Origin of the sequence: Adlercreutzia aquisgranensis, assembly GCF_943193145.1 — a bacterium.
Taxonomy (GTDB): domain Bacteria; phylum Actinomycetota; class Coriobacteriia; order Coriobacteriales; family Eggerthellaceae; genus Xiamenia; species Xiamenia aquisgranensis.
On sequence record NZ_CALPDA010000001.1, the window covers coordinates 272,827 to 295,737 of the forward strand.

General features: G+C 61.0%; 27 protein-coding genes, 1 tRNA gene and 1 pseudogene. 17 read left to right on the top strand and 12 right to left on the bottom strand.

From position 1 onward, the window contains the following. The 4 genes from NFR41_RS01035 (at position 1) to NFR41_RS01050 (ending at position 5,990) form a co-directional block, all read left to right on the top strand. Complete coding sequence (locus NFR41_RS01035; RefSeq protein WP_251230336.1) at positions 1-879, top strand: ATP-binding cassette domain-containing protein; 879 nt, start codon at positions 1-3, stop codon at positions 877-879. Next, complete coding sequence (locus tag NFR41_RS01040) at positions 870-2,087, top strand: hypothetical protein (RefSeq protein ID WP_251230337.1); 1,218 nt, start codon at positions 870-872, stop codon at positions 2,085-2,087. Before NFR41_RS01035 ends, NFR41_RS01040 begins: the two co-directional genes overlap by 10 nt. Then, positions 2,084-4,096, top strand: coding sequence for a hypothetical protein (locus NFR41_RS01045; RefSeq protein WP_251230338.1), 2,013 nt, complete (start codon positions 2,084-2,086; stop codon positions 4,094-4,096). Before NFR41_RS01040 ends, NFR41_RS01045 begins: the two co-directional genes overlap by 4 nt. 517 nt (positions 4,097-4,613) lie before the next feature. Next, on the top strand, positions 4,614-5,990 hold the full coding sequence (locus NFR41_RS01050) for an MATE family efflux transporter (RefSeq protein ID WP_251230339.1): 1,377 nt from the start codon (positions 4,614-4,616) through the stop codon (positions 5,988-5,990). Here NFR41_RS01050 and NFR41_RS01055 read toward each other — a convergent pair. The 5 genes from NFR41_RS01055 to NFR41_RS01075 all read right to left on the bottom strand — a co-directional run bounded on the left by NFR41_RS01055 (position 5,951) and on the right by NFR41_RS01075 (position 7,407). After that, positions 5,951-6,196 (bottom strand): antibiotic biosynthesis monooxygenase family protein, encoded by a 246-nt coding sequence (locus NFR41_RS01055; protein ID WP_251230340.1) that lies wholly within the window; start codon positions 6,194-6,196, stop codon positions 5,951-5,953. The two genes, NFR41_RS01050 and NFR41_RS01055, sit on opposite strands and share 40 nt — an antisense overlap. A 38-nt stretch (positions 6,197-6,234) precedes the next feature. Next, positions 6,235-6,308, bottom strand: a tRNA-Gly gene (locus tag NFR41_RS01060). 93 nt (positions 6,309-6,401) lie between these two features. Further along, positions 6,402-6,650 carry a hypothetical protein gene (locus NFR41_RS01065; RefSeq protein ID WP_251230341.1) on the bottom strand — a complete coding sequence of 83 codons (249 nt, stop codon included), beginning with the start codon at positions 6,648-6,650 and terminating at the stop codon, positions 6,402-6,404. A gap of 89 nt (positions 6,651-6,739) precedes the next feature. Then, entirely contained in the window at positions 6,740-6,895 is a 156-nt protein-coding gene (locus NFR41_RS01070) for a hypothetical protein (RefSeq protein WP_251230342.1), read from the bottom strand. Next, on the bottom strand, positions 6,892-7,407 hold the full coding sequence (locus NFR41_RS01075; protein ID WP_251230343.1) for a hypothetical protein: 516 nt from the start codon (positions 7,405-7,407) through the stop codon (positions 6,892-6,894). Before NFR41_RS01075 ends, NFR41_RS01070 begins: the two co-directional genes overlap by 4 nt. A gap of 183 nt (positions 7,408-7,590) precedes the next feature. Here NFR41_RS01075 and NFR41_RS01080 point away from each other — a divergent pair, with 183 nt between their 5' ends. After that, entirely contained in the window at positions 7,591-8,160 is a 570-nt protein-coding gene (locus NFR41_RS01080; protein ID WP_251230344.1) for a TetR/AcrR family transcriptional regulator, read from the top strand. 20 nt (positions 8,161-8,180) lie between these two features. After that, a complete protein-coding gene (locus NFR41_RS01085; protein WP_251230345.1) occupies positions 8,181-9,647 on the top strand; it encodes a phytoene desaturase family protein in 1,467 nt (488 codons plus the stop codon). Positions 9,648-9,735: 88 nt separating this feature from the next. Here NFR41_RS01085 and NFR41_RS01090 read toward each other — a convergent pair whose 3' ends face one another. Continuing rightward, positions 9,736-10,068 carry a hypothetical protein gene (locus tag NFR41_RS01090; RefSeq protein WP_251230346.1) on the bottom strand — a complete coding sequence of 111 codons (333 nt, stop codon included), beginning with the start codon at positions 10,066-10,068 and terminating at the stop codon, positions 9,736-9,738. An 11-nt stretch (positions 10,069-10,079) separates the two neighbouring features. On the opposite strand from NFR41_RS01090, the gene NFR41_RS01095 reads away from it, so the two are divergent. After that, positions 10,080-10,382, top strand: a complete 303-nt coding sequence (locus tag NFR41_RS01095; RefSeq protein ID WP_432762676.1) for an MptD family putative ECF transporter S component — start codon at positions 10,080-10,082, stop codon at positions 10,380-10,382. 134 nt (positions 10,383-10,516) lie between these two features. Here the strand turns inward: NFR41_RS01095 and NFR41_RS01100 are convergent, their stop codons facing one another. Then, positions 10,517-10,846, bottom strand: coding sequence for a winged helix-turn-helix transcriptional regulator (locus NFR41_RS01100; protein WP_251230348.1), 330 nt, complete (start codon positions 10,844-10,846; stop codon positions 10,517-10,519). Between the two features lie 112 nt (positions 10,847-10,958). Between NFR41_RS01100 and NFR41_RS01105 the strand changes: the two genes are divergently transcribed. Both NFR41_RS01105 and NFR41_RS01110 read left to right on the top strand, forming a co-directional pair. After that, entirely contained in the window at positions 10,959-11,492 is a 534-nt protein-coding gene (locus NFR41_RS01105) for a nitroreductase family protein (RefSeq protein ID WP_251230349.1), read from the top strand. 74 nt (positions 11,493-11,566) lie between these two features. Then, complete coding sequence (locus tag NFR41_RS01110; RefSeq protein ID WP_251230350.1) at positions 11,567-11,782, top strand: hypothetical protein; 216 nt, start codon at positions 11,567-11,569, stop codon at positions 11,780-11,782. 138 nt (positions 11,783-11,920) lie between these two features. Here NFR41_RS01110 and NFR41_RS01115 read toward each other — a convergent pair whose 3' ends face one another. Continuing rightward, positions 11,921-12,598: an MATE family efflux transporter gene (locus NFR41_RS01115; protein WP_251230351.1), complete on the bottom strand. Its 678-nt coding sequence runs from the start codon at positions 12,596-12,598 to the stop codon at positions 11,921-11,923. Positions 12,599-12,833: 235 nt separating this feature from the next. Here NFR41_RS01115 and NFR41_RS01120 point away from each other — a divergent pair, with 235 nt between their 5' ends. Beyond that, entirely contained in the window at positions 12,834-13,304 is a 471-nt protein-coding gene (locus NFR41_RS01120) for a MarR family winged helix-turn-helix transcriptional regulator (protein WP_160214449.1), read from the top strand. Then, entirely contained in the window at positions 13,298-13,726 is a 429-nt protein-coding gene (locus NFR41_RS01125) for a pyridoxamine 5'-phosphate oxidase family protein (protein WP_251230352.1), read from the top strand. The genes NFR41_RS01120 and NFR41_RS01125 overlap by 7 nt, the downstream gene beginning before the upstream one ends. A 3-nt stretch (positions 13,727-13,729) precedes the next feature. On the opposite strand, the gene NFR41_RS01130 is transcribed toward NFR41_RS01125, so the two are convergent. The 4 genes from NFR41_RS01130 to NFR41_RS01145 all read right to left on the bottom strand — a co-directional run bounded on the left by NFR41_RS01130 (position 13,730) and on the right by NFR41_RS01145 (position 16,890). Further along, positions 13,730-14,242: a hypothetical protein gene (locus tag NFR41_RS01130; RefSeq protein WP_251230353.1), complete on the bottom strand. Its 513-nt coding sequence runs from the start codon at positions 14,240-14,242 to the stop codon at positions 13,730-13,732. Then, positions 14,239-14,886, bottom strand: coding sequence for a hypothetical protein (locus NFR41_RS01135; protein ID WP_251230354.1), 648 nt, complete (start codon positions 14,884-14,886; stop codon positions 14,239-14,241). The genes NFR41_RS01130 and NFR41_RS01135 overlap by 4 nt, the downstream gene beginning before the upstream one ends. Before the next feature lie 292 nt (positions 14,887-15,178). Then, positions 15,179-16,375: an ATP-binding protein gene (locus tag NFR41_RS01140; RefSeq protein ID WP_251230355.1), complete on the bottom strand. Its 1,197-nt coding sequence runs from the start codon at positions 16,373-16,375 to the stop codon at positions 15,179-15,181. Between the two features lie 245 nt (positions 16,376-16,620). After that, on the bottom strand, positions 16,621-16,890 hold the full coding sequence (locus NFR41_RS01145; RefSeq protein WP_251230356.1) for a hypothetical protein: 270 nt from the start codon (positions 16,888-16,890) through the stop codon (positions 16,621-16,623). A 440-nt stretch (positions 16,891-17,330) separates the two neighbouring features. Between NFR41_RS01145 and NFR41_RS01150 the strand changes: the two genes are divergently transcribed. The 6 genes and pseudogenes from NFR41_RS01150 to NFR41_RS01175 all read left to right on the top strand — a co-directional run bounded on the left by NFR41_RS01150 (position 17,331) and on the right by NFR41_RS01175 (position 22,799). Further along, on the top strand, positions 17,331-17,945 hold the full coding sequence (locus NFR41_RS01150) for a DUF6088 family protein (RefSeq protein WP_251230357.1): 615 nt from the start codon (positions 17,331-17,333) through the stop codon (positions 17,943-17,945). Then, positions 17,938-18,939 carry a nucleotidyl transferase AbiEii/AbiGii toxin family protein gene (locus NFR41_RS01155; protein WP_160214444.1) on the top strand — a complete coding sequence of 334 codons (1,002 nt, stop codon included), beginning with the start codon at positions 17,938-17,940 and terminating at the stop codon, positions 18,937-18,939. The genes NFR41_RS01150 and NFR41_RS01155 overlap by 8 nt, the downstream gene beginning before the upstream one ends. Before the next feature lie 329 nt (positions 18,940-19,268). Further along, a pseudogene (locus tag NFR41_RS01160) lies at positions 19,269-20,357 on the top strand (VirB4-like conjugal transfer ATPase, CD1110 family); the annotation flags it as partial. Positions 20,358-20,567: 210 nt separating this feature from the next. Beyond that, the gene (locus tag NFR41_RS01165) at positions 20,568-20,786 is read left to right on the top strand and encodes a hypothetical protein (RefSeq protein WP_251230359.1); all 219 of its coding nucleotides are present in this window, start codon (positions 20,568-20,570) and stop codon (positions 20,784-20,786) included. 9 nt (positions 20,787-20,795) lie between these two features. Then, positions 20,796-21,137 carry a C97 family peptidase gene (locus NFR41_RS01170; protein ID WP_251230360.1) on the top strand — a complete coding sequence of 114 codons (342 nt, stop codon included), beginning with the start codon at positions 20,796-20,798 and terminating at the stop codon, positions 21,135-21,137. Positions 21,138-21,326: 189 nt separating this feature from the next. Beyond that, the gene (locus NFR41_RS01175; RefSeq protein ID WP_251230361.1) at positions 21,327-22,799 is read left to right on the top strand and encodes a helix-turn-helix transcriptional regulator; all 1,473 of its coding nucleotides are present in this window, start codon (positions 21,327-21,329) and stop codon (positions 22,797-22,799) included. Positions 22,800-22,911: the final 112 nt, after the last annotated feature.

The following is a 22,911-nucleotide window of genomic DNA, read 5'->3' on the forward strand; positions in this document are numbered from 1 at the left end:
ATGGAGATTCAGTTCGATAACGTAGCGAAATGCTACAAGGGCAAGTACGCCCTCAAAGACTTTAGTGCCACGCTGGGCGAAGGCGTCTTCGGGCTGCTGGGCGAAAACGGCGCCGGGAAGACGACGCTCATCAGCATCCTCGTGGGCATCTTGCGCGCCGACGGCGGGACAGTGAGAGCCGATGGGCGCGACGTTGGGGCGCGGGGCCGCGCATTTCTGGCCGATTTGGGCTATATGCCGCAGTACCCGGTCTTCTACCGCGACTTCACCGTGGGGGATTTCCTCCTCTACATGGGAGCGCTGAAGAGTCTGTCCCCGGCTTTGGCGCGAAGCCGCACGGCGGAATTGCTGGACACCGTGAATCTGTCCGACGCGCGGAACAAGAAGATCGGCGCCCTTTCGGGGGGCATGCGCCAGAGACTCGGCATTGCCCAGGCCATGCTATCCGACCCGAAGGTCCTGGTGCTGGACGAGCCCACAGCCGGTCTGGACCCGGGCGAGCGCATCCGCTTCCGCAACCTTATCTCCCGTTTCGCTCCCGGACGCACCATCCTTCTGGCCACCCACATCGTGCCCGACGTTGAGTGCATTGCCACGGAAATCCTGCTGCTGCGCCGCGGCAAGCTGCTCATGCAGGGAGCGCCGAGCGCGCTGGAGCAGAGCATCGCGGGCAAAGTATGGGAGGTAACGGCGGACCTGGAACAATCCCGGCGGCTGGCCGAACGCTGCTGCATCGGCAACATGAAACAGGACGGCCCCCTCTTCTCGCTTCGTATCGTCAGCGACGAGTGCCCCTGTGAGGGGGCTCGGCCGGCGCGACCGAACCTGGAAGATGTGTTCCTGTATTTCTGCCAGGACGGCGACGCATCATGCGCCTAGTCTGGTACGAATTCGCCAAGCTTTTCTGCCGGCGATCGGTTCTCGTGCTCTTCGTCCTGTTCAGCGTTATAAACCTGGCTAAGATCTACAGCGAGTGGGATGCCTATTCGTTTCTGGCCGACGGCGGCGGCGAGCGCAGCTGGCATACCGTCTACTGGCAGCTCTACGACCAGTACCGAGGCCCCATTGCGCCCGAAAAGGTGCAGCGGCTGCTGGCGACGTGGCAGCCTTTGGCCCAGGCCACGGCGGACATGACCGCCAACACCGCCACCGACGACGCCAACTCCCTGACGGGAAACCTCTACAGCGATCGGAATCTACTGGAGAAGTACTTCATCGACCCCATGCGGTATTGCTACGAATATGGCGACCGTGCTGCATCGGTGGCGGAAAAGGCGCGCCAGAACGCCGAGGCCGCGGCTCAGGCCGGGGCCTTGTACCAACAGCGGGAAAGCGCCGCCCTGTACCAGATCTACGCCGGTCGCACCGTACCCGACTTCGCCTACACGGAGATGGCCAACTACTACCTGAACTACGACTTCTCCCTCGTTCTCGTGCTGCTTCTAGGACTCTACGGCGTGGCTGGCACCTTTGTGGAGGAGCGGGAAACGCAGATGGACCGATTGCTGCTCACGAATCCCAATGGCGGCAGCCGCACTGTTCTCGCGAAGCTGATGGCAGCCAGCGGATTTTTGCTGCTGGTGACCACGTGGTTCTCGCTGCTTGACCTGGCGGGCTTCGGGGCCGCCTTCGGCACCTTAGAGGGCTTGGATTTGCCGGTGTACGCCATCCCCAGCTTCGCCGAGGCGCCGATCGACCTCAGCGTCCTCCAATTCGCGGTGCTGGCGGCGGCGCTGCGAAGCGGCGGGCTCTGGGCTTTGGGCATGGTCTGGCTTGCGGTGTCGCTGCGGGGCAGAAACGCCCTCGTTCCCCTTGTCGCCAACTTCGCGCTCACCGCCGTGCTCGTCATCGGCGGCGCCAGCGCGGCCTATTCCCACTTTGTCTGGGCGAAAGCGCTCGATCCCTATTCGCTGCTGGCGGGCCGCCCCCTCCTGGCCCAGACGGAGTTTCTGGACATCGGTGGCTTCCCCGTCCTGTCCTGGCAGGCAGCGCTCGCAATCTCCCTGGTTGCGGGGCTCGCCATTGCCGCAGCCATCTATCTGCTTTCGCCGCGAAACACCTACTGCCCCATAAGGAGGCTGCGATGATGGTACTCGCCTATGAATGGAAGAAGCTCATGATCGGGCAGCGGGGGCTGGCCTGTCTGCTGGCGGCCCTGGTGGTCAGCGGGGTTTTGCTGGCGGCGACCGAACAGCCCCAGAACATCGCTATGCAAGAGCACCGATCCGATTACGCCTGGTGCCTGGAAAGGCTGGACGGGGCGTTGAACGACCAGAAGGAGGCCTGGCTTCAAGACGAGAGCGAGGCCATCACGGAAGCGAAAGCCGCCCGTGCCGAAGCGCAGGAAAGCTACTACAGCGGCCTCACCTCGGCTGAGGATTACGAAAGTGCAGCGGCCCAGGCCGGGGAGGTGCTGGCCCACGAGCGGGGCTTCGACGCCGCCTTCCAGCAGTACCTCTATGTATCGGAGAACCCGACCAACCGATACTTCCTTGAGACGAACGGCTGGGCCGGGCTTCTCTCCGTCCAGACGCTGGATTTCGCGGTGCTGCTGGCCGTCTTGTATCTGGCCGCCGCGGCTTTCTGCTCGGAATACGCCTGCCAGATGGACGCGCTTTTGCGTACGACCCCCGAGGGCCGCGCAAGCGCCCGGTGCAAGGTGCTCATCGTCGTCGGTTCCGCCGTTGCCCTTTGTGTCGCGCTTTCCCTTCTCCAGCTCACGTTCTTCGCGGTGAAATACGGGCTGCCCCACGGGGACTATCCCCTCCAGAGCGTTCCGCTTTTCGGCACCAGCGAGAAGAGCCTCTCCCTTGCAGAGGCGTTCGTAGCGGCCGCCGCCCTCCGTTGCTTCGGCGCGGTGATGCTCGCGGCCGTGCTCCTCTTCGCCTCGGTTATAGTGAGGAAGTACGCACTGACGGCTCTTATCGGCGCCGCTGCTACCCTCATCCCCCTCATCGGACTACCGGAGCAATTCATCTTCCGCCTGCCCCTTCCCCTGCCGTTCTTGCTGGCGACGGGATTCTTGGAGGGCGGCCGCCTTGCTCAGGGCGACGGAGGGGAGGCAATCGCCGTGTTTGCCGAAGTGTCCCCGTGGGAATTCGCGCTGGTGGCGGGAATTTCGGCGGCGCTTACGATGCTCGCGCTGTACGGAACGGTGCGGCGCAGCACGAACTGCTGGCTCTTGGGGAGAAGGCCCCGCTTCGGCAGCAAGGCAAAGCCCGCGGCCGCCCTTCTGCTTGCCGTCGCCCTTCTGCTGCCCGTAACCGGATGCTCTTCCGAGGCCTCCGAGACCGTGGTCTACAACTCTGCCGCCCAAAGCTTGACAGGAGACGGCTTTGCCGTGGCGCTCGACGACGAAACCCGAACCTACACCTTAGAACGCGAAGGTGCCGCAGCGATGGCCGTGGAAACATCGCCGCTTTTCGGCGCCTTTTCGGACGGGGAGTCCGTGACGGGCGCCTATGTGGCCGGCTCTTGCATTTACTACCTTACTTCGCGAACCCAACAATACATCGACAGGGTTGGTAATTACAACAGCACGTTCACGCAGTTCAGCATCGTGCGCCTTAATGCGGACACGCTGGAGCGCCACGTGATTTTCGAGCAGATCGCCGACAGCGACCGCTCCCTGCTGGGAATCGACTACACGGTCGGCGATACCTGGGCATTTCTTCCGGATTGCCGCAGTTTTTTCCTGAACGACCGCAGTTTCTTTTTCGTGGTGAACGATAAGATCGTCGAGGTGGACCGAGCCGCGCGGTCGGCGCAGACGCTCGCCATCCCCGCCAGCGGCAACATAGCCTTCGACGGTCGCGCCATTTACTTTGTAGACGAGGATTCGCGCCTTCAGGCCTACGACACCCAAACCCGGGAAGTTGCTCCCGTGGGAAACATCGTCGCTCGCAGCTTCTGTCTCACCGAGGACGGCCTTTGCTTCGTCAACCGCCTGGACGGCGATGCAGTCTGCACCTGCACCAAAGACGGCTCCGATGCTGTAATGGTGTTGGAAGGGCCTGCCCTGTCGGTCGATTATGAAGACGGCGAGCTCTCCGTCACTCTGAAATCGGATGGCCGAACGGTTCCAGTTGAGTTATGACGGGCGGTTTTTCGCCTATGCGCAACTGGCCCAATGCGCGCTGCCTGCCCCCTCTTGCGCTACGAGGGTTGATGCCCGCCGCCGTCGCTTCGCCCGCATTTCTTGGTGACGCAGGGTGGGGATAACGCCATCTCTGCGTCATCCCGTGGTAACGCGGCGTGCACCAAGCTGCGCGGCCAGCAGGTTGCTGCATAGCCGCCTGTGAGCCCGTCGGTCATCCAGTCGCGGGCGTTCTCCTGTGACGCGGGCACCGATTCGCGCCGGCCCCTTGCCAGTTCGTGCGCTCGATGGGATAATCCATGCATTCGAGTAATCGCATCGACAGGAACAGCCATGAAGCTCTGCATTGGGGCGGCTCCGGAAGCATACAGACGAGACGCTGACCGGAGCGAAGCCTGATAAATCGTCGGCCCTGCAACCCGCCACGGGTTGCTTCGGCTTACGCAGATAAACGATGGGCACGGGAACGGGCATGCGTCCGTTCCCTTTTTGTTCTCACCCCATCGAAAGGCTTTCCATGTCAGAACCCACGAATCACGCGCCGTCCCTCCTGGAAGGAAGCGCCACAAGACGCCTGGCGGCGTTCTCCGCCCCGCTCGTCGCGGCGAACATCCTTCAATACGTCTACCAGTTCGTCGATATGGGCGTCGTTGGCAACGTCGTCGGCGAGTCGGGGCTCGTCGCGGTCAGCAACGCCTCCGCCATCGTCTTTATCATCAGCTCGATAGCCATAGGGCTCATGTCGGGCTGCACCGTCGCGGTGGGCGACCGCGTGGGCGCTCGCGACGAGCAAGGCCAGCGCCGTGCCTTCGCCGCATCCCTCGGTGTCGCCCTTCTGGGGGCTGCGGCGACAACGCTGGCAGGCTATGCGCTCGCGAAACCCATATTCGCCCTCATGGGCGTCCCCGATGCCTCTCTCGCCCCAACGGCCGCGTACCTCGAGGTCGTCTCCCTGGGCGCCGTCGGACTCTTCCTGCTCAACGCAGCGTGCGCGTTCCTGCGGGCGCAGGGTGATTCCGCCGGCCCACTCGCCATCATGGCCTTCTCCGCCGTCGCAAACGTGGTCCTCGACGTTGCTCTCATCGCGGGTGCCAGCCTCGGCGTGGTCGGCGCCGCCATCGCCACCGTCGTCGCCCAAGGCGCCGGAGCGGTCTTCGCCCTCTGGCTTGCGCGCCGTCGGTATGGCTGCGCTCGCTGCCTGCTCCGCTCCATGCGCGATGCCCGGGAGCGGGGAAAGGCGGTCGCGGCCGCACGGGACGTGCTGCGCGTGGGGGCTCCCATGGCCGTGCAGCAGGCCGTCATCAATCTCTCCTACGTTTTCGTGACCGCGTGGCTCAATTCCTACGGACCGGCCATCGCCGCCGCCTCTGGGGTCGGCCTCAAGATAAGCACTGTCGCAGGGCTTCCCTGCTGGGGCATCGGGCAGGCCATCTCCGCAGCTGTGTCGCAGAGTATCGGGGCCGGGATGCCCAAACGGGCGGTCGCGTTCGCCAGGTCGGGCTGCCTCATGTCCGTCGTCGTCACCGTGTGCATCCAGGTCGCCGTGCAGCTGGGCGCAGAGGGGCTCGTCTCGCTCTTCGGCGAATCGGACCGGGAGCTCACCGAGGCGGCGATCCTCTACCTTCGCATCACCTGCAGCGTGAACGGTGTCTTCTACGCGGCGATGTACGCCCTCGACTCGTTCGCCCTGTCGTCGGGCGCGCCGAAGCTGGCTCTTGCGAACTCCTTCATTGACGCCTTCGCCGTGAGGGCTGGATTGGCTTGGCTCCTGTCCGCTCCCCTGGGCTTTGGCTTCGTCGGAATCTACGCGGCGCAAGCGGCAGCACCGGTGCTGCCCGCCCTCATCGGGTTCGTTTATCTCAAGCGGTGGACGAAAAAGAACCTGAGCAGGTAGCGATCGGGCTCGCCGCCGGTCAGGGGGAGGAAGTACTCGTAGCGAAGGTTGCCTCGCTCGGCGCGAATGGCATCCACCGTGCCCGAAGTCGTCATCTCCTCAGCGAACCGCCGTGCGCTTCCGTTGGTGCCGCGGTAGTAGATGTTCACGGTGATGGACGCGGGCGTTTTTCCTTCCGTCGATCTAGTGCGGTCGGCTGAAAACACGAACGCCGCCCGGGAGGACGGCGTTCGGTGACTGTTTATGGAGCGGGCGACGGGAATCGAACCCGCGTGGTCAGCTTGGGAAGCTGAAATTCTACCATTGAATCACGCCCGCAGTGAGGAAATATTATACTCTAACCTCCTTAAACCCCTCGGTCATTTCAGCAAATCATCACGAGCGACGCCTAGGCGGCGGCTCGAAGGAAGCTCATGTAGCGCTGAACTCGATCCACGCCCGCGCGGTGTCGGCTGTGCAGTCGTCCACGTCCTCGGCGGTCATCTCGCAGATGGGGATCGCGCCTATGGCGGCATCGACGTATTGCAGGTAGCGGCGCTCGTTCGCTATGGTCTCCTTGCTGACCGAGCCGTTGCTCCTGATGCCGATGTAGCGCCCGGCGTAGCTCCCGATCGGGGTCGTGCAGCGCCCGGGCTCGCTCTTCCCTTCGCCCTGGCGCACCTAGCCGCGCTCTTCGAGCCCGCGCTCAAGCACGGCGTTCTTCTCGTCCTCGAAGGCTTCGACCTGCGATTTGAGGTCGTCCTTCCTGTTTAAGCGAACACCGTGCGAGTGAGCTTCTTCTTGCCGTCGAAGTACACGCGGTACTCGCTCGGCACGCGGATGGTCAGCTCGTAGGCTGTTGTGCGCGAGTCCTTGCGCCTGCGGCGCGGGAGCCCCCTTCTTCTTGCGGGCCTCGTCGATGTCATGGGGTTTGTCGCAGCGGAGCTTCTTCGTTTGCAGTGCCTTCCTTCTTGCGGCGACCCTTGTAGAGGTAGTTGAGCAGCCCTAGCTTCGGCACGAGCCGGCGGGTGCCGATGCGGCATCCCTGCATCTCCCCGCGACCGAGGAGCTTGCGTATCTCCTGGCTCGTGGTGCCGGTGAAGGCGGCCACGTGGTCGGGCGTCATCATGTAGGGGTAGTCCTCCAGCATGAAAAGGTACAGCCCGTCCGGGTCGGCCGCCCTGAGCCTCTGCTCGTCCGCTTCAAGTTCGCCAATCTGTCCTTCCGCATCCCCCTCCCTTCGCTTCTCTTCAGGCAGCGCGGGAGCGTCGAGCGCATGATGCGCCGCAGCTTCCCATGGGCCAACGATGCGAACGTGTCGAACGCGCAGTTGACCTCTGCGCCGCTTGGTGTGACTCAGTATGTGAGCGCATTCATCCGTCAAGGTTCGTGCCGCTGGACACGCCACCGCTTCATCGGTTTCAAGAATGGCGCTCATTTCGACTCCCTCACGCTAGGTCTGTGGGCCGGCTGGTTCAACGAAAGTCATCGCAGCTCGACAGATGTTCTCGAAACGAGAAGAGAAAGCCCGCCTTTTTCTATTCATTCTCCACTCAGATATCTACTTGAAATTGAATATATTTTCAATGAAAATGTATTCAATCTTTGAGAAGGAGCAGAGATGGGAACACGACAGGAACAGCGCGAGCAGAGGCGATGGCTAATACTGAAGTGCGCCCTCGATCTCTTCGTGAGGCGCGGATACCAGGAGACGACGATTGGTCAGATAGCTGAAGCGGCGTCCATGAGCACGGGGCTCATGTTCCACTACTTCCCATCCAAAGAAGACCTATACCTGGCCTTGGTGTCTATCGGCGAGGAAGGGACCAACGCGCCGAAAGGACAGCAAACGGATGACCCGATAGCTTACTTTCGTGATTTTTTGGAAGAGCTCTTCGCGCTCACCGAAGAGGAGCCTTGGATCCCCCAGATGTTCGTGCTTATGGCTCATGCGCAGCGCGAAGGGGCTCCCGAGACAGTGAGGGATGTGGCGCTCCGCGTCGACCAGGCCGAATACTCGGCAAAGATAATCGAGCGCGGGCAAGCGGCGGGAGTCATGCGCAACGGCGATCCGCTGGCTCTGTCGCGGACATTCTGGGCTGCGGTTCAGGGCGTCATGGAGCGGTGGGCTTCCAATCTGGAGGAGAAGCGCCCTGACCCCGAATGGCTTCTGGGTATATTGGCGAAGTAGAAGACGAGCGAGGAGGAGCCATGACAGAGAGGATCGTTGTCGTGGGAGCGGGCATCGCCGGACTTGCCGCAGCCATATACGGGCAGCTTGCTGGATACGATGTTGAGGTGTTCGAGAAGAACGCGGTGCCTGGAGGCGAATGCACGGGATGGGACCGCAGGGGGCACCACATAGACAACTGTATTCACTGGCTCACAGGGAGCAAGTCCGGAAACGCTTTGAACGACGTTTGGCTCACCACGGGTGCACTGGGCGATGATACAGAGTTTGTGCCGGGCGATAAGTTTTTCACAGCCCGCATTGACGGTCGTGAGGTCACACTGTGGCACGATTTGGACCGCACCGAGCGCGAGCTGTCGGCGCTCTCGCCTGCGGATGCCGGCGAGGCTAAGCGGCTCATGCAGGCGGTGCGCCAGGCGAGATGCTGCGAGATTCCTGCCGAGAAGCCCCTGGACATGATGGGAGTGCTCGACTATCTGAAGATGGGCCTGCGCATGAAGGACATGCCGAAGGTCATGAAGGCATACGGCGATGTGAGCCTAGGCGAGTTGGCGGAGCGCTTCAAGGACCCGCTTCTTCGAATGCTCGTCGGCGCATACATGCCTGCGGACTACGCCGCCTACGCATTCATCGTTTCCTATGCCACCATGGCCTCCGGCAACGGAAGGGTGCCCCGAGGGGGCTCGCGCGCACTGGCGCTGCGCATGTCTGCGAAACTAGAGGAGGTGGGCGGCCGGATCCATCTGTCAAGTCCGGTAAAAAGAATAAGGCAACACGAAGGCCGCGTGGCGGGCGTTATCCTCCAAGACGGTACGGAGGTTGCGTCCGACTTTGTGGTGTATGCCGCTGATATGAGCCTTCTGTTCGGAGGCCTTGTCGAAAGGGAGCTCATGCCCGAGGAATGGGCCAGGGCATACAAAGATCGAAGCAGCTATCCAGTGATGAGCGGACTTCAGGTGGCCTTCTCCATCCCCGAGGAGTCGGTGCCGTCGGGCACTACCTTGTTCGCATGCGCACCGTTCAGGGTGGGGCCGAGGGAGGCGTCTTGCCTGACCTCGCACTGCTACGACTATGAACCCACGTGGGCCCCGGAGGGCAGAGCCGTGGTACAGGTCAATCTCACCCAAAGCGATGCCGATTGGGAGTGGTGGAAGTCCCTTGGTAAGGCCGACTACCGGACATCCAAGGAGAGAGCTGCCGCCATTTTTGCCGATCGACTAGTAAGTGCGTTTCCGAAGGCGGCGGATGGACTTGAGCTGCTGGACGTGTGGACGCCGGTTACCTACGAACGTTTTTGCGGAGCATACCGGGGAAGCTATATGGGGTTCAAGGCCACACCCAAGACCAAGTCGCCGTCTTGCAAAGGGGTCGTTGAGGGCCTTCCAGGACTCTATCTTGCAGGTCAATGGATGACAAACCCAGGAGGTCTCCCCATAGCGGTTACTTCGGGGAAGTTCGCTATACAACGAATTCAAAGATCGAAATAGCTGGTAAGCGACGACTCCTTCCGGCAAAGCTTTTTTGTATAAAGCTGCGTGCAGCTCGCCGTCTCGAACCGCCCCATCCCCGCCGACCTCATCGGCCGCAGACGTCGGTGCCCATCTTCTCCCAGGGCCCGTCGGCCCCGAAGTCGCGCCCGATGACGTTCTCGAACGCCCTGCTGACCTTCCCCTTGTACGAGTTGTACCTGTGGTAGTCGGTCTCTCGGCGGATGCCGCAGCTTATGCCCATCTCGCGCATCATCTTCAGCACGGTCTTGTCGGCCATGATGGCCCTCTGCTCGAGCTCCTGCTTGCGCGTCATCGGCACCAGCAACACCATGGGCACGAAGAGCACCAGCGGGCGCGCCATGGTGAGTACGGCCGCCTTGCCGCCCTCGCCGATGGACTGCAGGAATGTGATGGCCATGAATCGGCGCCGTGCTCTGCGAATCCGTCATGATAATCGGGAAGCGCTCCAAATGGTCGACGGCCATCGGGTTTGCCGTCTTCATGCTCTGCTGGTGGTTCGGAATGCAATCCCTCATATTCTTCTCAGGCGCCGATTACGTGCAGATGGTCGTCGAGATGGGCATGAGCGAGGACTATGGATGGGGTCTGGTGAACTGGACCCAGAGCCCGATGTTCTATCTCTGCGGTGCAGTCACCTTCGCTTGCGGCCTCCTCGGCAGCCTTCTTGGCTTTCGGGTGTTCAAAAAACACTTCTCGAAGCTTCAGGGGTAAATGGACAAGTGCGGCATTCGTCACAACGGTCGAGCGCACGGCCGTTACCGGCGAAGCTGAATGGCACTTCTGAAAACAAGGGGGCGCGGCGCTGCATTGCGCCGCGTCCCCTTGTTTTGCGATGCTCTAGGCCATCATGCATCCTGCTCCATGATGTTCGCGCCCCACGCGCACATTGCGTCAAGGACCGGATATAGCGTCTCTCCCAGCGGCGTCAGGGAGTACTCCGTTTTGGGAGGGACGACGGGGTAGACCTTCCTTCGTATGAGCCCGTCGCTTTCCAGCTCGCGCAATTGCTGGGCGAGCATCTTGTCCGTCGCCCTCGGCACGCGCCGGTGGATCTCGCTGTAGCGCAGGGTCTCGCCTTTCAGGTGCCAGAGGATCACAGCCTTGTACTTGCCTCCTATCAGAGAAATCGTCGCATCGACGGGGCAGTTGAACTCCCTTTTCGCATGAACACCCATAAGCCTCCTACTATCCATTTGGGAAGTACCTACCCGAATAGTGCATTCTTCCTGTGCGTCGGTCCCAAGTATATCGTTGGTACCGTCAAGAAGGACGAAAAGGAGGCTTCGGATGGATTTTCTGGATTTGGCGAAGAAGCGGTGCTCGGTGCGCGAATACGACGCAGGTCGCCCCGTCGAGGACGAGAAGGTCGAGCGGATCCTCGAAGCCGCGCGCGTGGCTCCGACCGCTGCGAACCTCCAGCCGGTCCGGCTCGTCGTGGTCGACGACGAGGACGGGATGCGCAGGCTCGGCCAGGCAGCGAACGTGTACGGCGCCCCGCTCGCGATCATCGTGTGCGCCGACCGGGAGAAGGCATGGCGGCGCCCCTCTGACGGAAAGTCGACCGCGGACATAGACGCCTCCATCGCGACGGACCACATGATGATGGAGGCGACGGACCTCGGTTTGGGGTCGGTCTGGATCTGCTGGTTCGACCCCGCCCTCATCGTGGAAGCGTTCGGCCTGCCAGACTCTTTCGAGCCGGTGAACGTGCTCGCCATAGGCTATGGCGTCGGACCCGGCAAGCCGACCGACAGGCACGACGTGGAAAGGCTCTCCCCCGAAAGCCTGCTGGTGGACGGGTCGCGCGCCGGCATGGCGTAGCGTCGCCGCAAGGGGAGGGCGATCGACCAGAAGCGCGCTTCCACGACTTCGGCAACGCAAACCAGACAATGCGCATGGTAAAGCTCGCGCCCGAGATTGGCACCGCCGCTACCGACGCGAGCGCCGCCAATAAAATCACTTCGCTCGTGTGCTTGGCGGTCGTGACTGCATTGGCGGCGACGTTGGCCGTGCTGCGCGGGAAGCGCCGCAATCATGCCGACGATGAGACCGAAAGCGAAGAGACGGGAGAGGAGGATTCGGAAGAAGAGGAAGGGCTGCGAGATGAGTAACCCGCGACAACAGAAGAGATTTGAGATCCAGGATGAAGAGCGCCCCTCGATTGAGGGGCGCTCTTCGCTTTACGCGCTCGGATTATTGCTGCGACCGATACTCTGCCTGCAGGCATTGGCCCAAAGGAGCCAAAAGCGCTATTGCGCCGCTGCTTCCGAGCTTTCGGGAGCGATGGTCTTGCTTTCGCTGAGCGAGCCCTTCGATTGCGCGACAAGGACGAGCACCAAGAGGAACGAGAGCAAGTCGCCGATGGGTTGCGCCGCGATGATCCCGGGAAGCCCGAAGGCCGCCGAGCCGATGAGCAGCGCGGGGATGAAGAAGATGCCCTGCCGTCCGACTGCGATGAGCGCACCCTGCTTCGCTTTTCCGAGGGCCAGGAAGAACGCGGAGTAGACAGCCTGCACCCCGAAGGTGGAGAAACTGAGCGCGTTCCAGAACAGGGCGATTGCCCCGATGGCCACGATGGAGGCATTCCCTTGGCTGAATGCCGAGAGCAGCGGTTCCGCGAAGGCGATGAGGAGGACGGCCGCCACGCACGCGAAAGCCGTCTCCCACACGCATGCCGTCTTCGTGGCCTCCCGCACCCGGCCGAACTGCCGAGCCCCGTAGTTGAAGCCCGCGAAGGGCTGGTAGCCCTTGACGAAGCCGAACGCCACCATGCTCGCCAGGTTCATGATGCGCGCCACGATGCCGAGCGCGGCCACGGCGGCGTCCCCGTAGGAAGCGGCGAATACGTTGGTGAGCCAGAGCGCCACCGAGACGAGGAGCTGGTAGGTCAGGTTGGGGACGCCGATCTTGAGCACCTGCGCATACATCTCCGCCGTAGGCTTGAGATTTCGCGGCGATAAGGCGAGGCTGCTTTCAGAGGGTGAGGCTTCACTAGATAGATCGTCAGTCGTCAACTCGTGCAGCTTTGACCGCAGTGACCTGGTTCCGCCATCGTCGTCCCTTTTCGATCGCTGATTCAATGTAGCCTACAGTGTGCATACACGACTATGGTATAGTTAAATAGTTCTATATAGAACTATTATCGCATGAGGAACGAACACGATGGAAACAAAGGGCGGATTCTACATCGCGCAGATCAAGCAGCTTCAAGACAGGGTGTTCAATCGGCTGCTCGATGAAGAAGGAATCGACATCACCGGAAGCCAAGGGCGCATCCTCTTCATCTTATGGAAAGAGGATGCATTGTCATTGACCGAGATAAGCGAGCGCGCCTCCCTTGCGAAGAATACCGTGACCGTCATTGTGGACCGCATGGTTGCGAAGGGCGTATTACAACGCGATGCGGACCTTCATGATCGGCGCCAGGCTATCATTTCCCTCACCGATAAGGCCAAAGCCATGCGGGATGACTATGAAAAGGTATCCCAGCGAATGAACTCTTTGTTCTATGAAGGCTTCACCGAAGATGAGCGGCAGGCTTTCGAGAACTATCTCGCACGAATACTAGGGACACTCAAGGATGCGGAGAACGACCAAGAAAAGACCTGCGAAGAGGAGGATATGCGATGCTGACCAGGGAGAAGCTGTTCGATTTCATCCAGAAGCAAAACGTCACGATGCTCGCATCTATCGACGAGGATGGCTTTCCTAATGTGAAGGCCATGTTCGCGCCGCGCAAGATCGAGGGAGACTCGTTTTATTTCACGACCAATCTCTCGTCTTTGCGGACGAAGCAGTTCCTCGAGAACCCGAAGTCGTGCATCTACTTTTACAAAAAGGGACGCTTCAAGTACGAGGGCGTGATGCTCGCGGGTCTCATGGAGGTGCTGCAGGATGACGAGACTCGCCATGAGATATGGCGCCCGGGCGATGAGATGTTCTACCGGCAGGGCGAAACCGATCCGGACTATTGCGTATTGAAGTTCACGGCGATACGCGGTAGGCGTTACTGCGATTTGAAATCAGAGAGTTTTACTGTCGAAGAGCTCGCATAATTCCTAGAATCTGGGTGTCTGGTCTCTTTCCCGTTCGCTAGATGACGTGATCTCCGGCAAGATAGTTGCAGGAATGCCGAGGTCTTCGACTCTCTGCGCCCCGGTTGATTCCAAAAGACAATTGAATTGCGCGATCTGCGGAGCGAGACTGTCAGTTACCTCGGACGCCCACGATAGCGCCGATGCGTCCACGAGCTCACCAGCCATCTGCACGAGCACGGTTTCTCCGTCCAACGTGACGCGATTGAGCCTCTGCATGTCCTCGGCGTCAGCGAGAAGGAAGCTCCAGCCGTCGCGCCTGCGGGCCACAGGGAGGTCCTTCGGTCCCTTCTCGTCCTTATACGCTTGGGCCGCCTCGTAATAGTAAGAGCAGAGCCACAGGCTCTCGCCGTTCACGTCGGAGAGGTCGAGCGTGTAGTTCGTGAGCAGGTTTCCCGGCTGCGGCACGCCGTCGGTCATGCGGTCGGTATCGAACACGTCGATACGACCGCCGGAGTAGTAGGCTTTGACTATCACCTCTCGGAACCTTCCCTTCGCCTTTCTTGCATGTTCTGATGAGCGGGTTGAGCCATATCGCTCTTCGGCCGACTTCCGGCAGGACGGCTGCCAGTTCTTGCCTTGGGCTTCCTGATAGTGGGCGCAGGCCGTTCCTCCGGCAGAAGTCCCTTCTCCTTAACGTAGCGGACAAGCTGCGGCGTCGCTTTGCCCCCGCCCTTCTCCAGGAGCGCATCCAGATCGTCAAGGCATCGGGCACGAGAGGCGTCGATGAGGGCGACCGCCCCGGAAAGGCTCCGCAGCTCCGCGAGATCCCCGACCGCGACGGCCCGCTTCGCTATGGCAGCTATGGCGCGCTCCCCGGCGTCTTCGAGCTTTCTCACGCCGCCCGAGCGCAGCAGCGGCTCAAGTTGCTCGCGCCCGTAGGCGAGCCCCATGCGCTCTCCGGAGATCCTTCTCGAAGGGTGGCTTGCGAGCGCGTATATCCAGTCCCGCCGTTCCGCTTTGGGAGAGTTGTCGGCCACGGTCACGCCCATGGTGCCGAGGATGCTGCGGAACTCTGCCTCGCTCCCCGACACCGTGCGGGCTATGCGGACGCGGGCGCGGATGTCCGCCGTCCAGGAGTACTCGCCGCGCTCGGTGAGCTCCTGCTCCGCTCGGCGCACGTACTCGCTCCGAAAGGTCTCAGGCGCCCCCTTCGGGCTGCGCCTCTGGGCGCGCCGCCACGCCCGTTGCCTGCGGCGGCCTCAAGGCGGTGAGCCCTTGCGTCTCGGCGAGTATGCGGGTGAGAGGCGGGGCGGGGCTGCCGGAAAACTCCGGGAGGTCGGTGCGACTCCGTGCGGGAAGGCGAGGCGGCTGGCGGGGCATCAGGTTGCTGGCGCGGAGGGAGGAGGGGCGAAGAGAAAGCCCGCCGGCTTTGCGGGGCCGATGGGCTTAGGGGCGGAGGCTCTGTGAGCCCTATTCGGACGCTGCCAGCCAGGTGGCCAAGTCGCGCACCTCGATGCCCTCGTAGGTGTAGGTGCCGTGATGCGTGTTGGCGATGATGAGCTTGGGGTAGGCATCCCGGACGGCGAGCAGCGGCGCGCACTCGCGCTCGAATGTGGCCGAGTCGGAGATACTGTCGCTCACCTGGATGTAGACCTTCTCGCTTCGGCGCATGGCCACGAAGTCGATCTCCTTCTCGTAGAGCATCCCGGCGTAGACCTCGTATCCGCGCCTCATGAGCTCGATGGCGACCATGTTCTCGTAGACGCGCCCGTAGTCCATGTTGCGCGTTCCCAGCTTCGCGTAGCGGAATGAATGGTCGGCCAGGTAGTATTTGTTTCCCGAGGAGAGGTAGCGCTTGCCGCGCGTGTCGTAGCGGCGCATCTTGTAGAAGGCGAAGGCGTTGCAGAGATAGCCGAGGTACGAGCCGACGGTCTTGTCGTCGGCTTTTGATCCCATCGCCCCCAGGGAGTCGGCGACGCTCTTCGCTGAGGTCACGCTCGACACGTTGTCCATCAGGAAGTCCGCCACGCGGTCGAGGGCGTCCACGTTGCGGATGCCGTGCTTCTGGCGGATGTCGCGCACGATGAGCGTGTCGAACACGTCGGCCACGTAGGAGTAGCGCGCCTCGTCGGTCCGGTAGGCGTAGGAGCCCGGCATCCCGCCTTCGAGAGCATAGCGCTCGAAGGCCTCTCCGGGGTCTTCCAGCTCGTAGTACTCCATGAACTCCGAGAGCGAGAACGGGTAGACGGGAACCGAGAAGGTGCGCCCGGTGAACAGCGTCGCCAGATCGCTGCTCATGAGGAAGGCGTTGGAGCCGGTGAGGTAGATATCATAGCGTTCGGAGGCGTGCAGGCTGTTCACGGCGCGCTCGAAGCCCTCGCACATCTGCACCTCGTCGATGATGATATAGTTGGCCGCGCCTTCAGCATAGCGCGCTTCGATGTACTCGTGCAGGGCGCGCCATTCCATCAGGGGCTCGAACTCGGCGAGGTTGAAGTTCACCTGGATGACGTTCGCGCTCGGGTCGCGCTCGCACACGTCTCGGGCGAACTCCTCCAAGAGCTTCGACTTGCCGCAGCGGCGCACGCCCGTGACCACCTTGACGTCGGGCGTCCCCTCCACCTCGGCAAGCCTTGACAAGTAGGCTTCACGGCGAATCAGGCGCATGGCGGCCTCCTATTCCGAAAAAATCAACATGATTCATTTTCTCGGAATAGGAACCCTCATGCAAGATGCAAGGCGAAGAGAAAGCCCGCCGACCCGAAGGCCGGCGGGCTTGCAAGCTGCTATGCGGCGACCTGCTGGCCGCGCGGCTTGATGCGCCAGTCTTCCTCCTCGGAGGGCCCGAAGGAGCACATCCCGATGGGGTTCCAATCCGCGTCGTATTCCGTCCGCAGGTGATCTACGATATGTCAGCCCTCGATGATGTAGATGCCGTTGTCGCCGGGGTCCATCTGGCGATCGGTTGTGTAGGGGCCGATGCCGAGGGACGTGACTCCCCCGAAGAAGTTTCCCATGACCTGGCATATCCACGCCCAGCCGTAGTCGTCTTGGCTCGGCGCACGGTAGCCTTGGAGCTCGCAGTACTTGAGAAGCGGCTCTATGGTGTCACGTCCTCCGTTCCAATGCAGGTAGATGCCGACCTTGCGCTCGGGCGTGGTGATGACGGCTCGATTTCCCATGATATGACCTCCTGTTGTTCGCGGCGCGTCCTTCCTCCGGATGCGCCTTCCTGGGGAGAGGCGGCCGCCCGAGGGCGCGCGTGGTGGCAAGGGGGAAAGCGAAAACCGCAGGCCTGAGCTTTCGGTCACTTTCGTGGGTAATCAGCGGAGGGTTTTTCGTGGCCCTTGCCGCCGCGTGCGCCCTCGGGCAGCTTGGCTCCCAGGACGGGGCGTGCGAAGGAGGTCGGAGCGAAACGACAGGGCTGCACCGCTCTGTAATCTGTCGACAAGATATGAAGAGGAGGGTGTCAGCGATACGGCTTTCGAGATGCGCGATGAAAGCGTCGAAAGCGTCTGACGTATCGGAAGTACTGCCTGCCGCAAAGATTGCCTGCACAATTTTCAAGTAGTATAGATGTCACAAAAATGGTATAGTTTTTGTGACATGAAAGGAAGGTGGGATGACGAGGCGTAGGACGATAGAGGAGCTGATCTCCGAAGCACGGCCGGGAGATGTCTTCGTGCCGGCAGATTTTGCCGAGACCGGTTCAGCAGACGCTGTTCGCAAAGCACTGTCTCGATTGGTGAGCGCTGGTGAGTTGGAGCGACCGATAAGAGGGCTTTACCGAAAACCGCGACGGAGCGCCTTTTTGGGCAAAGGGGTTCCCGCTAGCCCCGACGAGATAGCCGAGGCTCTAGCCCGCAAATTCGAATGGCATATTGCGCCCTATGGGGACACCGCGCTTAACAGGCTTGGCGTGGACCCTCAAGTACCGTCGGTCGTGCGCTACGTGAGCGATGGGCCGTATCGAACCTACCAGTACGGCCCCTACACTATTGAGTTTCGGCATACAGCCAATAGGGATCTGTCGAGGTTGAATCCTGTCGCTGCTACCGTAGTGCAGGCGCTGAAGGCGCTCGGGAAGAGCGGCGTGACGGGCGAGAAGCTCGACATCATCTCCTCGCGGCTCGATGATTCCCAGATGGACAAGCTGATATCAGGAACCCGCAATGCCACGTCGTGGGTGAGGGAGGCCGTTAGAGAGATGCAGGAGAGGAGAACCCAGAATGCGTGAGTTCGCAACAATGCCTCAACAAGACCGCGCGGATGCGCTTGTTATCGCTGCGCGCGAGAAGGGTATGCATCCTGCCATAGTCGAGAAGGATTTCTGGGTTTGCTGGACACTCGACTACCTCTTCTCAGAATCTGCGTTTAGGGATTCATTCGCCTTCAAGGGCGGCACGAGCCTCTCGAAGGGGTTCGACCTCATCGAGCGCTTTTCCGAGGATATCGACCTGATTTTCGATTGGAGACTTCTGGGGTACGAGGCAGAAGAACCGTGGGAGAAGCGCAGCAACACCAAACAAGATGCGTTCGTAAGCCAGATCAACGACAGTGCTGGCACATTCCTTCGAGAAAGCCTGCTGCCCGAGATGCGCGCATATCTTGCCGAGCAAAAAATCTCGGGTGCATCGCTACGTATCGATGAGGATGACCCACAGACACTTCGATTCTTCTATCCTCAATCGTTTTCTGATGATTCTATCCTGCAGGAGATTCGTTTGGAAACAGGCGCCCTAGCCGCCTGGACGCCAACGACGGTGGCGCGAATCACCCCGTATATTGCAGAGGCGTTTCCTGAGGCGTTCCCTCAGTCAGATACGTCTGTCTTGACGGTTGCTCCCGAGAGAACGTTTTGGGAGAAGGCAACCATTCTGCACAAGGAGGCGTTTCGCACTAATGGGAGGTTCCCGTCCCGATACTCCCGGCATTACTACGATCTCTACAAATTGACCCATTCCAACGTTAAGGATAAAGCGCTTGGAGATACGGGTCTTCTCAAGAGCGTGGTCGATTTCAAAATGACGTTCTGGCGATCAAACGCGGCTCGCTACGACCTATGTGTCCCCGGTTCTATGAAACTGATGCCCCCGAAGGAATCGATGCCACTAGTCGAGCAGGATTACGTATCCATGCAAAACATGATTTTCGGTGCGGTACCTGATTTCGGTGAGTTAATGTCGAGCATCTCTCAATTGCAGAGCGAAATCAATAACTCGAGGCGATAAGAACGGCATATATTATTCGCTTATCTGAGCAAAACGCTGCACGCGGTAATGATATGGAGACACGCGCTTTGTTGCACCTGCTTAACTCTGAGAGCGAGTATGGCGAGATAAATGGGTTTGCTATCGACTTTTTTAATGATGTTGCTGGAGTTGATCGCATGGCCTATAAGCTGTTCGATATTCAATCAAAAGCGGCGAAGTCTGGAGCGAAAGAGATCGGCGCTGAGTTAGTTACACTGTTTATCAAGCGAGTCGGGATCCTTCCAGCCGAGCGACTTGGTGAGGTCGCCCTGCGGGTCGGTGTCCACGAGGAGCACCCTCTTCCCGCGATGCGCGAGGGCGTGTCGAACCTCGTGCGCGAGTGCTGTCTCACGTTCTCCGTCGGTGCCGCGAGCATCGCCGACGCCATCCACGGCCTCCTCCGCCCGGGCAAGCCCAACCTGTTCTCCTGGGAGGCGGTGGGCGCGGCCGGCGGACTCACGAGCAAGGACCTCGTCTGCCCCTCCTCCCTCGACTTCAAGCCGAAGGGCTCGGGCGCCTGCTTCAAGACCGAGGACATGTGGGGGCAGGTGCTCTCGATCAACCGATTCGGAAGCGAGCTCTCGGACCGCTGCCTTGCCGACATCATCGACCTCCCCATACCGCTTGCCGTATCCATCCACGTGCAGGCCATGGATAAGTCCAAGGCCGTCGCCTTCGTGAAGAAGCGCATCGCCTGGATGGACAAGGAGATCATCGACGAGCAGATGAGCGCGGTGAAGAAAGACTACGACTTCCAAATCCTCCCCTCGGAGCTCAAGTGCTCCAAGGAGGAGGCCGAGGACCTTCTCGGCCACCTGCAGAACCGAAACCAGCGCCTCTGCGTCTACACGGGCCTCGTCTACACCTACGCGCCCACGCGCGAGCAGCTCGATGACCAGGTGATGCAGATCGTGTCGACCGCGCGCCGAAACTCCATCGAGGCCGACGCGCTCGACTTCCGGCAGCGCGAGGGCCTGAACTCGGTGCTGCCGCTCGGGCACAACCACGTGGAGGTGTCCCGTATGATGACGGCCGCGCAGGTCGCCATCCAGATGCCCTTCGCCACCCAGGAGCTCGTTCAGGCGGGTGGCGGCTACTACGGCCAGAACAAGCAATCATCCAACCTCGTGCTATGCAACCGCAAGCGACTGGCAAGTCCCATGGGCTTCGTCGCGGGCAAGCCCGGGTCCGGCAAGTCGTTCTCGGTCAAGCGCGAGATTGAGAACACGATCTTGGCCTACCCGGATGACGAGGTGATAATCCTCGACCCCGCTGGCGAGTACTCGCCGGTGGTCGTAGCCAACGGAGGCGAGTCCATCCGCTTCGCCCCCGACTCCGACACGCACCTCAATCCCTTCGACCTGGCGGACGTGGCCCACCAGTCGCCCTCGGCCCGCGCCGGCCCGAGGGGCGCTCCCTATAATGGGCGTCGACCGGTCATCCGCCGATACGGAGGGGGGGCCGCCGAAAGAGGAGGAGCGAGAGCCATGGTGCATTCCCTCAAGGAGGCGGAGACGAGGGAGACCCTTCGCTGCTGCCACGCTAACTAGCAGCGCGAGGCGCTGCTTCCCGCGGCATAGACGAAGCCGCCGGCGAACTCGTACAACGTGTTCCTGCTGTTCAACCTGGAGGCGGCGTGGGACGAGGGCCACTGCATCCTGGCGCTGGGCCCGGTGGGCGGCCCCTTGCAGGCCTACTCCTACTACCGCCACAGCAGCCAGCTGGAGGCGCCGGGCATCATGGCCGACCTCAAGGAGCCCATGACCTTCGCCGAGCTGCGGGAGCGCTCGGGCTGGATCGTGCACGGCCAGCCGGGGAACTGGTGAAACGAGCACGTGAACTGCGCCATCGCCCTGTGGTGCGACGAGGCGACCTTCCGCGCCGTGCAGGCCTGTGCCGAGGACCGCCGCGCGCATACCGGCACCTACAACCTCATTACCTACAACTGCCTCACCTTCTGCGACGAGGCGCTGGCGGCCGGCGGCATCCACCTGCTCACGGAAAGCGGCCGCGAGCTGCACACCATCGTCCCCAAGGACGCCTTTAGGGACGTGGACCAGGTGGAGGGCGCCCATCCCTTCGAGGCGTGGAAGTACTGGTTCCCCCTCGGCGAGCCGCCGTCAAACGGCCTGCGCACCATCCAGGACGTCCCAGGCACGGACAAGCCGCTGGAATAAGCGGGAGGTCGCGCCCCGAGCGCGAAGCTGGTCCACATCGTGTATGATGGGAGGCGCTCTTCGCCGTAGACGCTGCTTGCCGTCCGCTCGTCGGGCATCTCGTCTTGCATGGGAGAAGAGGTTTTCGCTGTCTGGACTTTTGCGATTCAGTGCGGCATTTCGACAACGTTGCTGTGAGGAAGGTATGCCATGACTGATGGTCGTGAGGAGCCTTCGGCTTCCTATAAGCTGGGGAATGGCTGGGTTATTCTCCATTGGTGCGCCAATCTGACCATTATCCTTACGGGTTTCACGTTCATCCCTGCTCGGATCAACGCACAACCAGATGGGCAGGTCTTCATCGTTTGGGCGATCGTCCAAGTTGCGGTGCTCGTTGTTCTGGGCATAGCCTCGCAGATAACGGTTATGCGCCCGCTTTCCATGGAGAACTGGGCTTCACCATTGCGCATGTGCGCCCTGTTCCTTGCCGGTGTCGCGTGGTATTTCGCTGCCCACGCCATTGCGCCAGCTTTGGGTGGATTCTGGCTCGTTGAGATCATTCCCTCCGCCGTGCTTCTATCTGTCGCATCGGCCATGGGGTTCCTGTACATTGTCGATTACTGTCGGGCCACTTCCGAGACCGATTTCTGGAAGCATGCCGTTCCCGGATCCCTTATCGCCGCCTTTGTTGTGTTCTTTCCCATTGAGAGGTTCCCCCTCGCCGGTTCCGCCCTCTGCTGCCTGGTTTCCCTCGTGTGGTACATCGCGCATCGACGTCTTTCTTCCTCTTTGACGGAATACGAGACGGTATTGCCAGAGGGAGCCGAGGATCGACGTCGGCTTCCCATGGTGCTGGGATCGACGACCGCGCTTTTGTTCGCCGGTGGAATGATCTGCCCCATTGTGATGAATCCCACGAATTTGGCGAGTGCGAGCTATACGATGCTCTATATTCTTTCGCTGCTCTCGCTGACCATCATCTTGACGATTACCCCAGCTCTTGGATGCCTACGGAGCATCTATTCTTACGCGAAGGTCTGCGTTGTCCTGTCGGCATTGGCTTACTGTTTTCTGGTATGTGCCGGCGATGCCTTGGTGGGAGCGACTGCCGCTGTACTGCTTGGCGCATTTACGGTCAACGTGAGCATGATGTTCTATGCGCTCAGCCAGTGCCTTGGCGATCCCCGTGTGCGGTCTCTGCGATTCTGGGGTGCGGCACTTCTCGTGTTCCTCGCGTTTTTTCTCGGAATCGTCCTCGCGTCGATGGCGATACATGCGTCGGGTGACAGGGACATCGATCGGTTCGTGGTTCTCTCGCTCTGCTCGTACCTGTTCTTTATCGTCTGCTTTCGTGAATCGTGGTCGTTCCAGAAGCCCCAGGCACTCGCTGTGAAGCGTATTGCCGTGACGCCGCTTTCGGCTAACTTCCTCGAGAATGAGCTCCATGGACGCTGTCAGGCCATAGCGGATGTCTACCAGCTGACCGATCGGGAGACCGAGGTTCTTACTTGCTTGAGCGAAGGGTGGAGCATTCCCGCGGCGGCTCAGCGCCTGATGGTCTCGCAGGATACCGTACGCACCCATGTAAAGCACATCTATGCCAAGATCGGCATCCATTCTCGCGATGATTTGGTTGAAATCATTAAAATGCCTGATGAGATCCTTCTCCCCAAATCTGGGTGATACGTCGATTTCCCCTAGCGCAAGCGATGACGCGTCAGATTCCTCCTCGTATGCTTCCGTCAGCCCGGTGAATCGGGAATGATCGGATCGCCCGTTACGGAGGGCGAGAAGG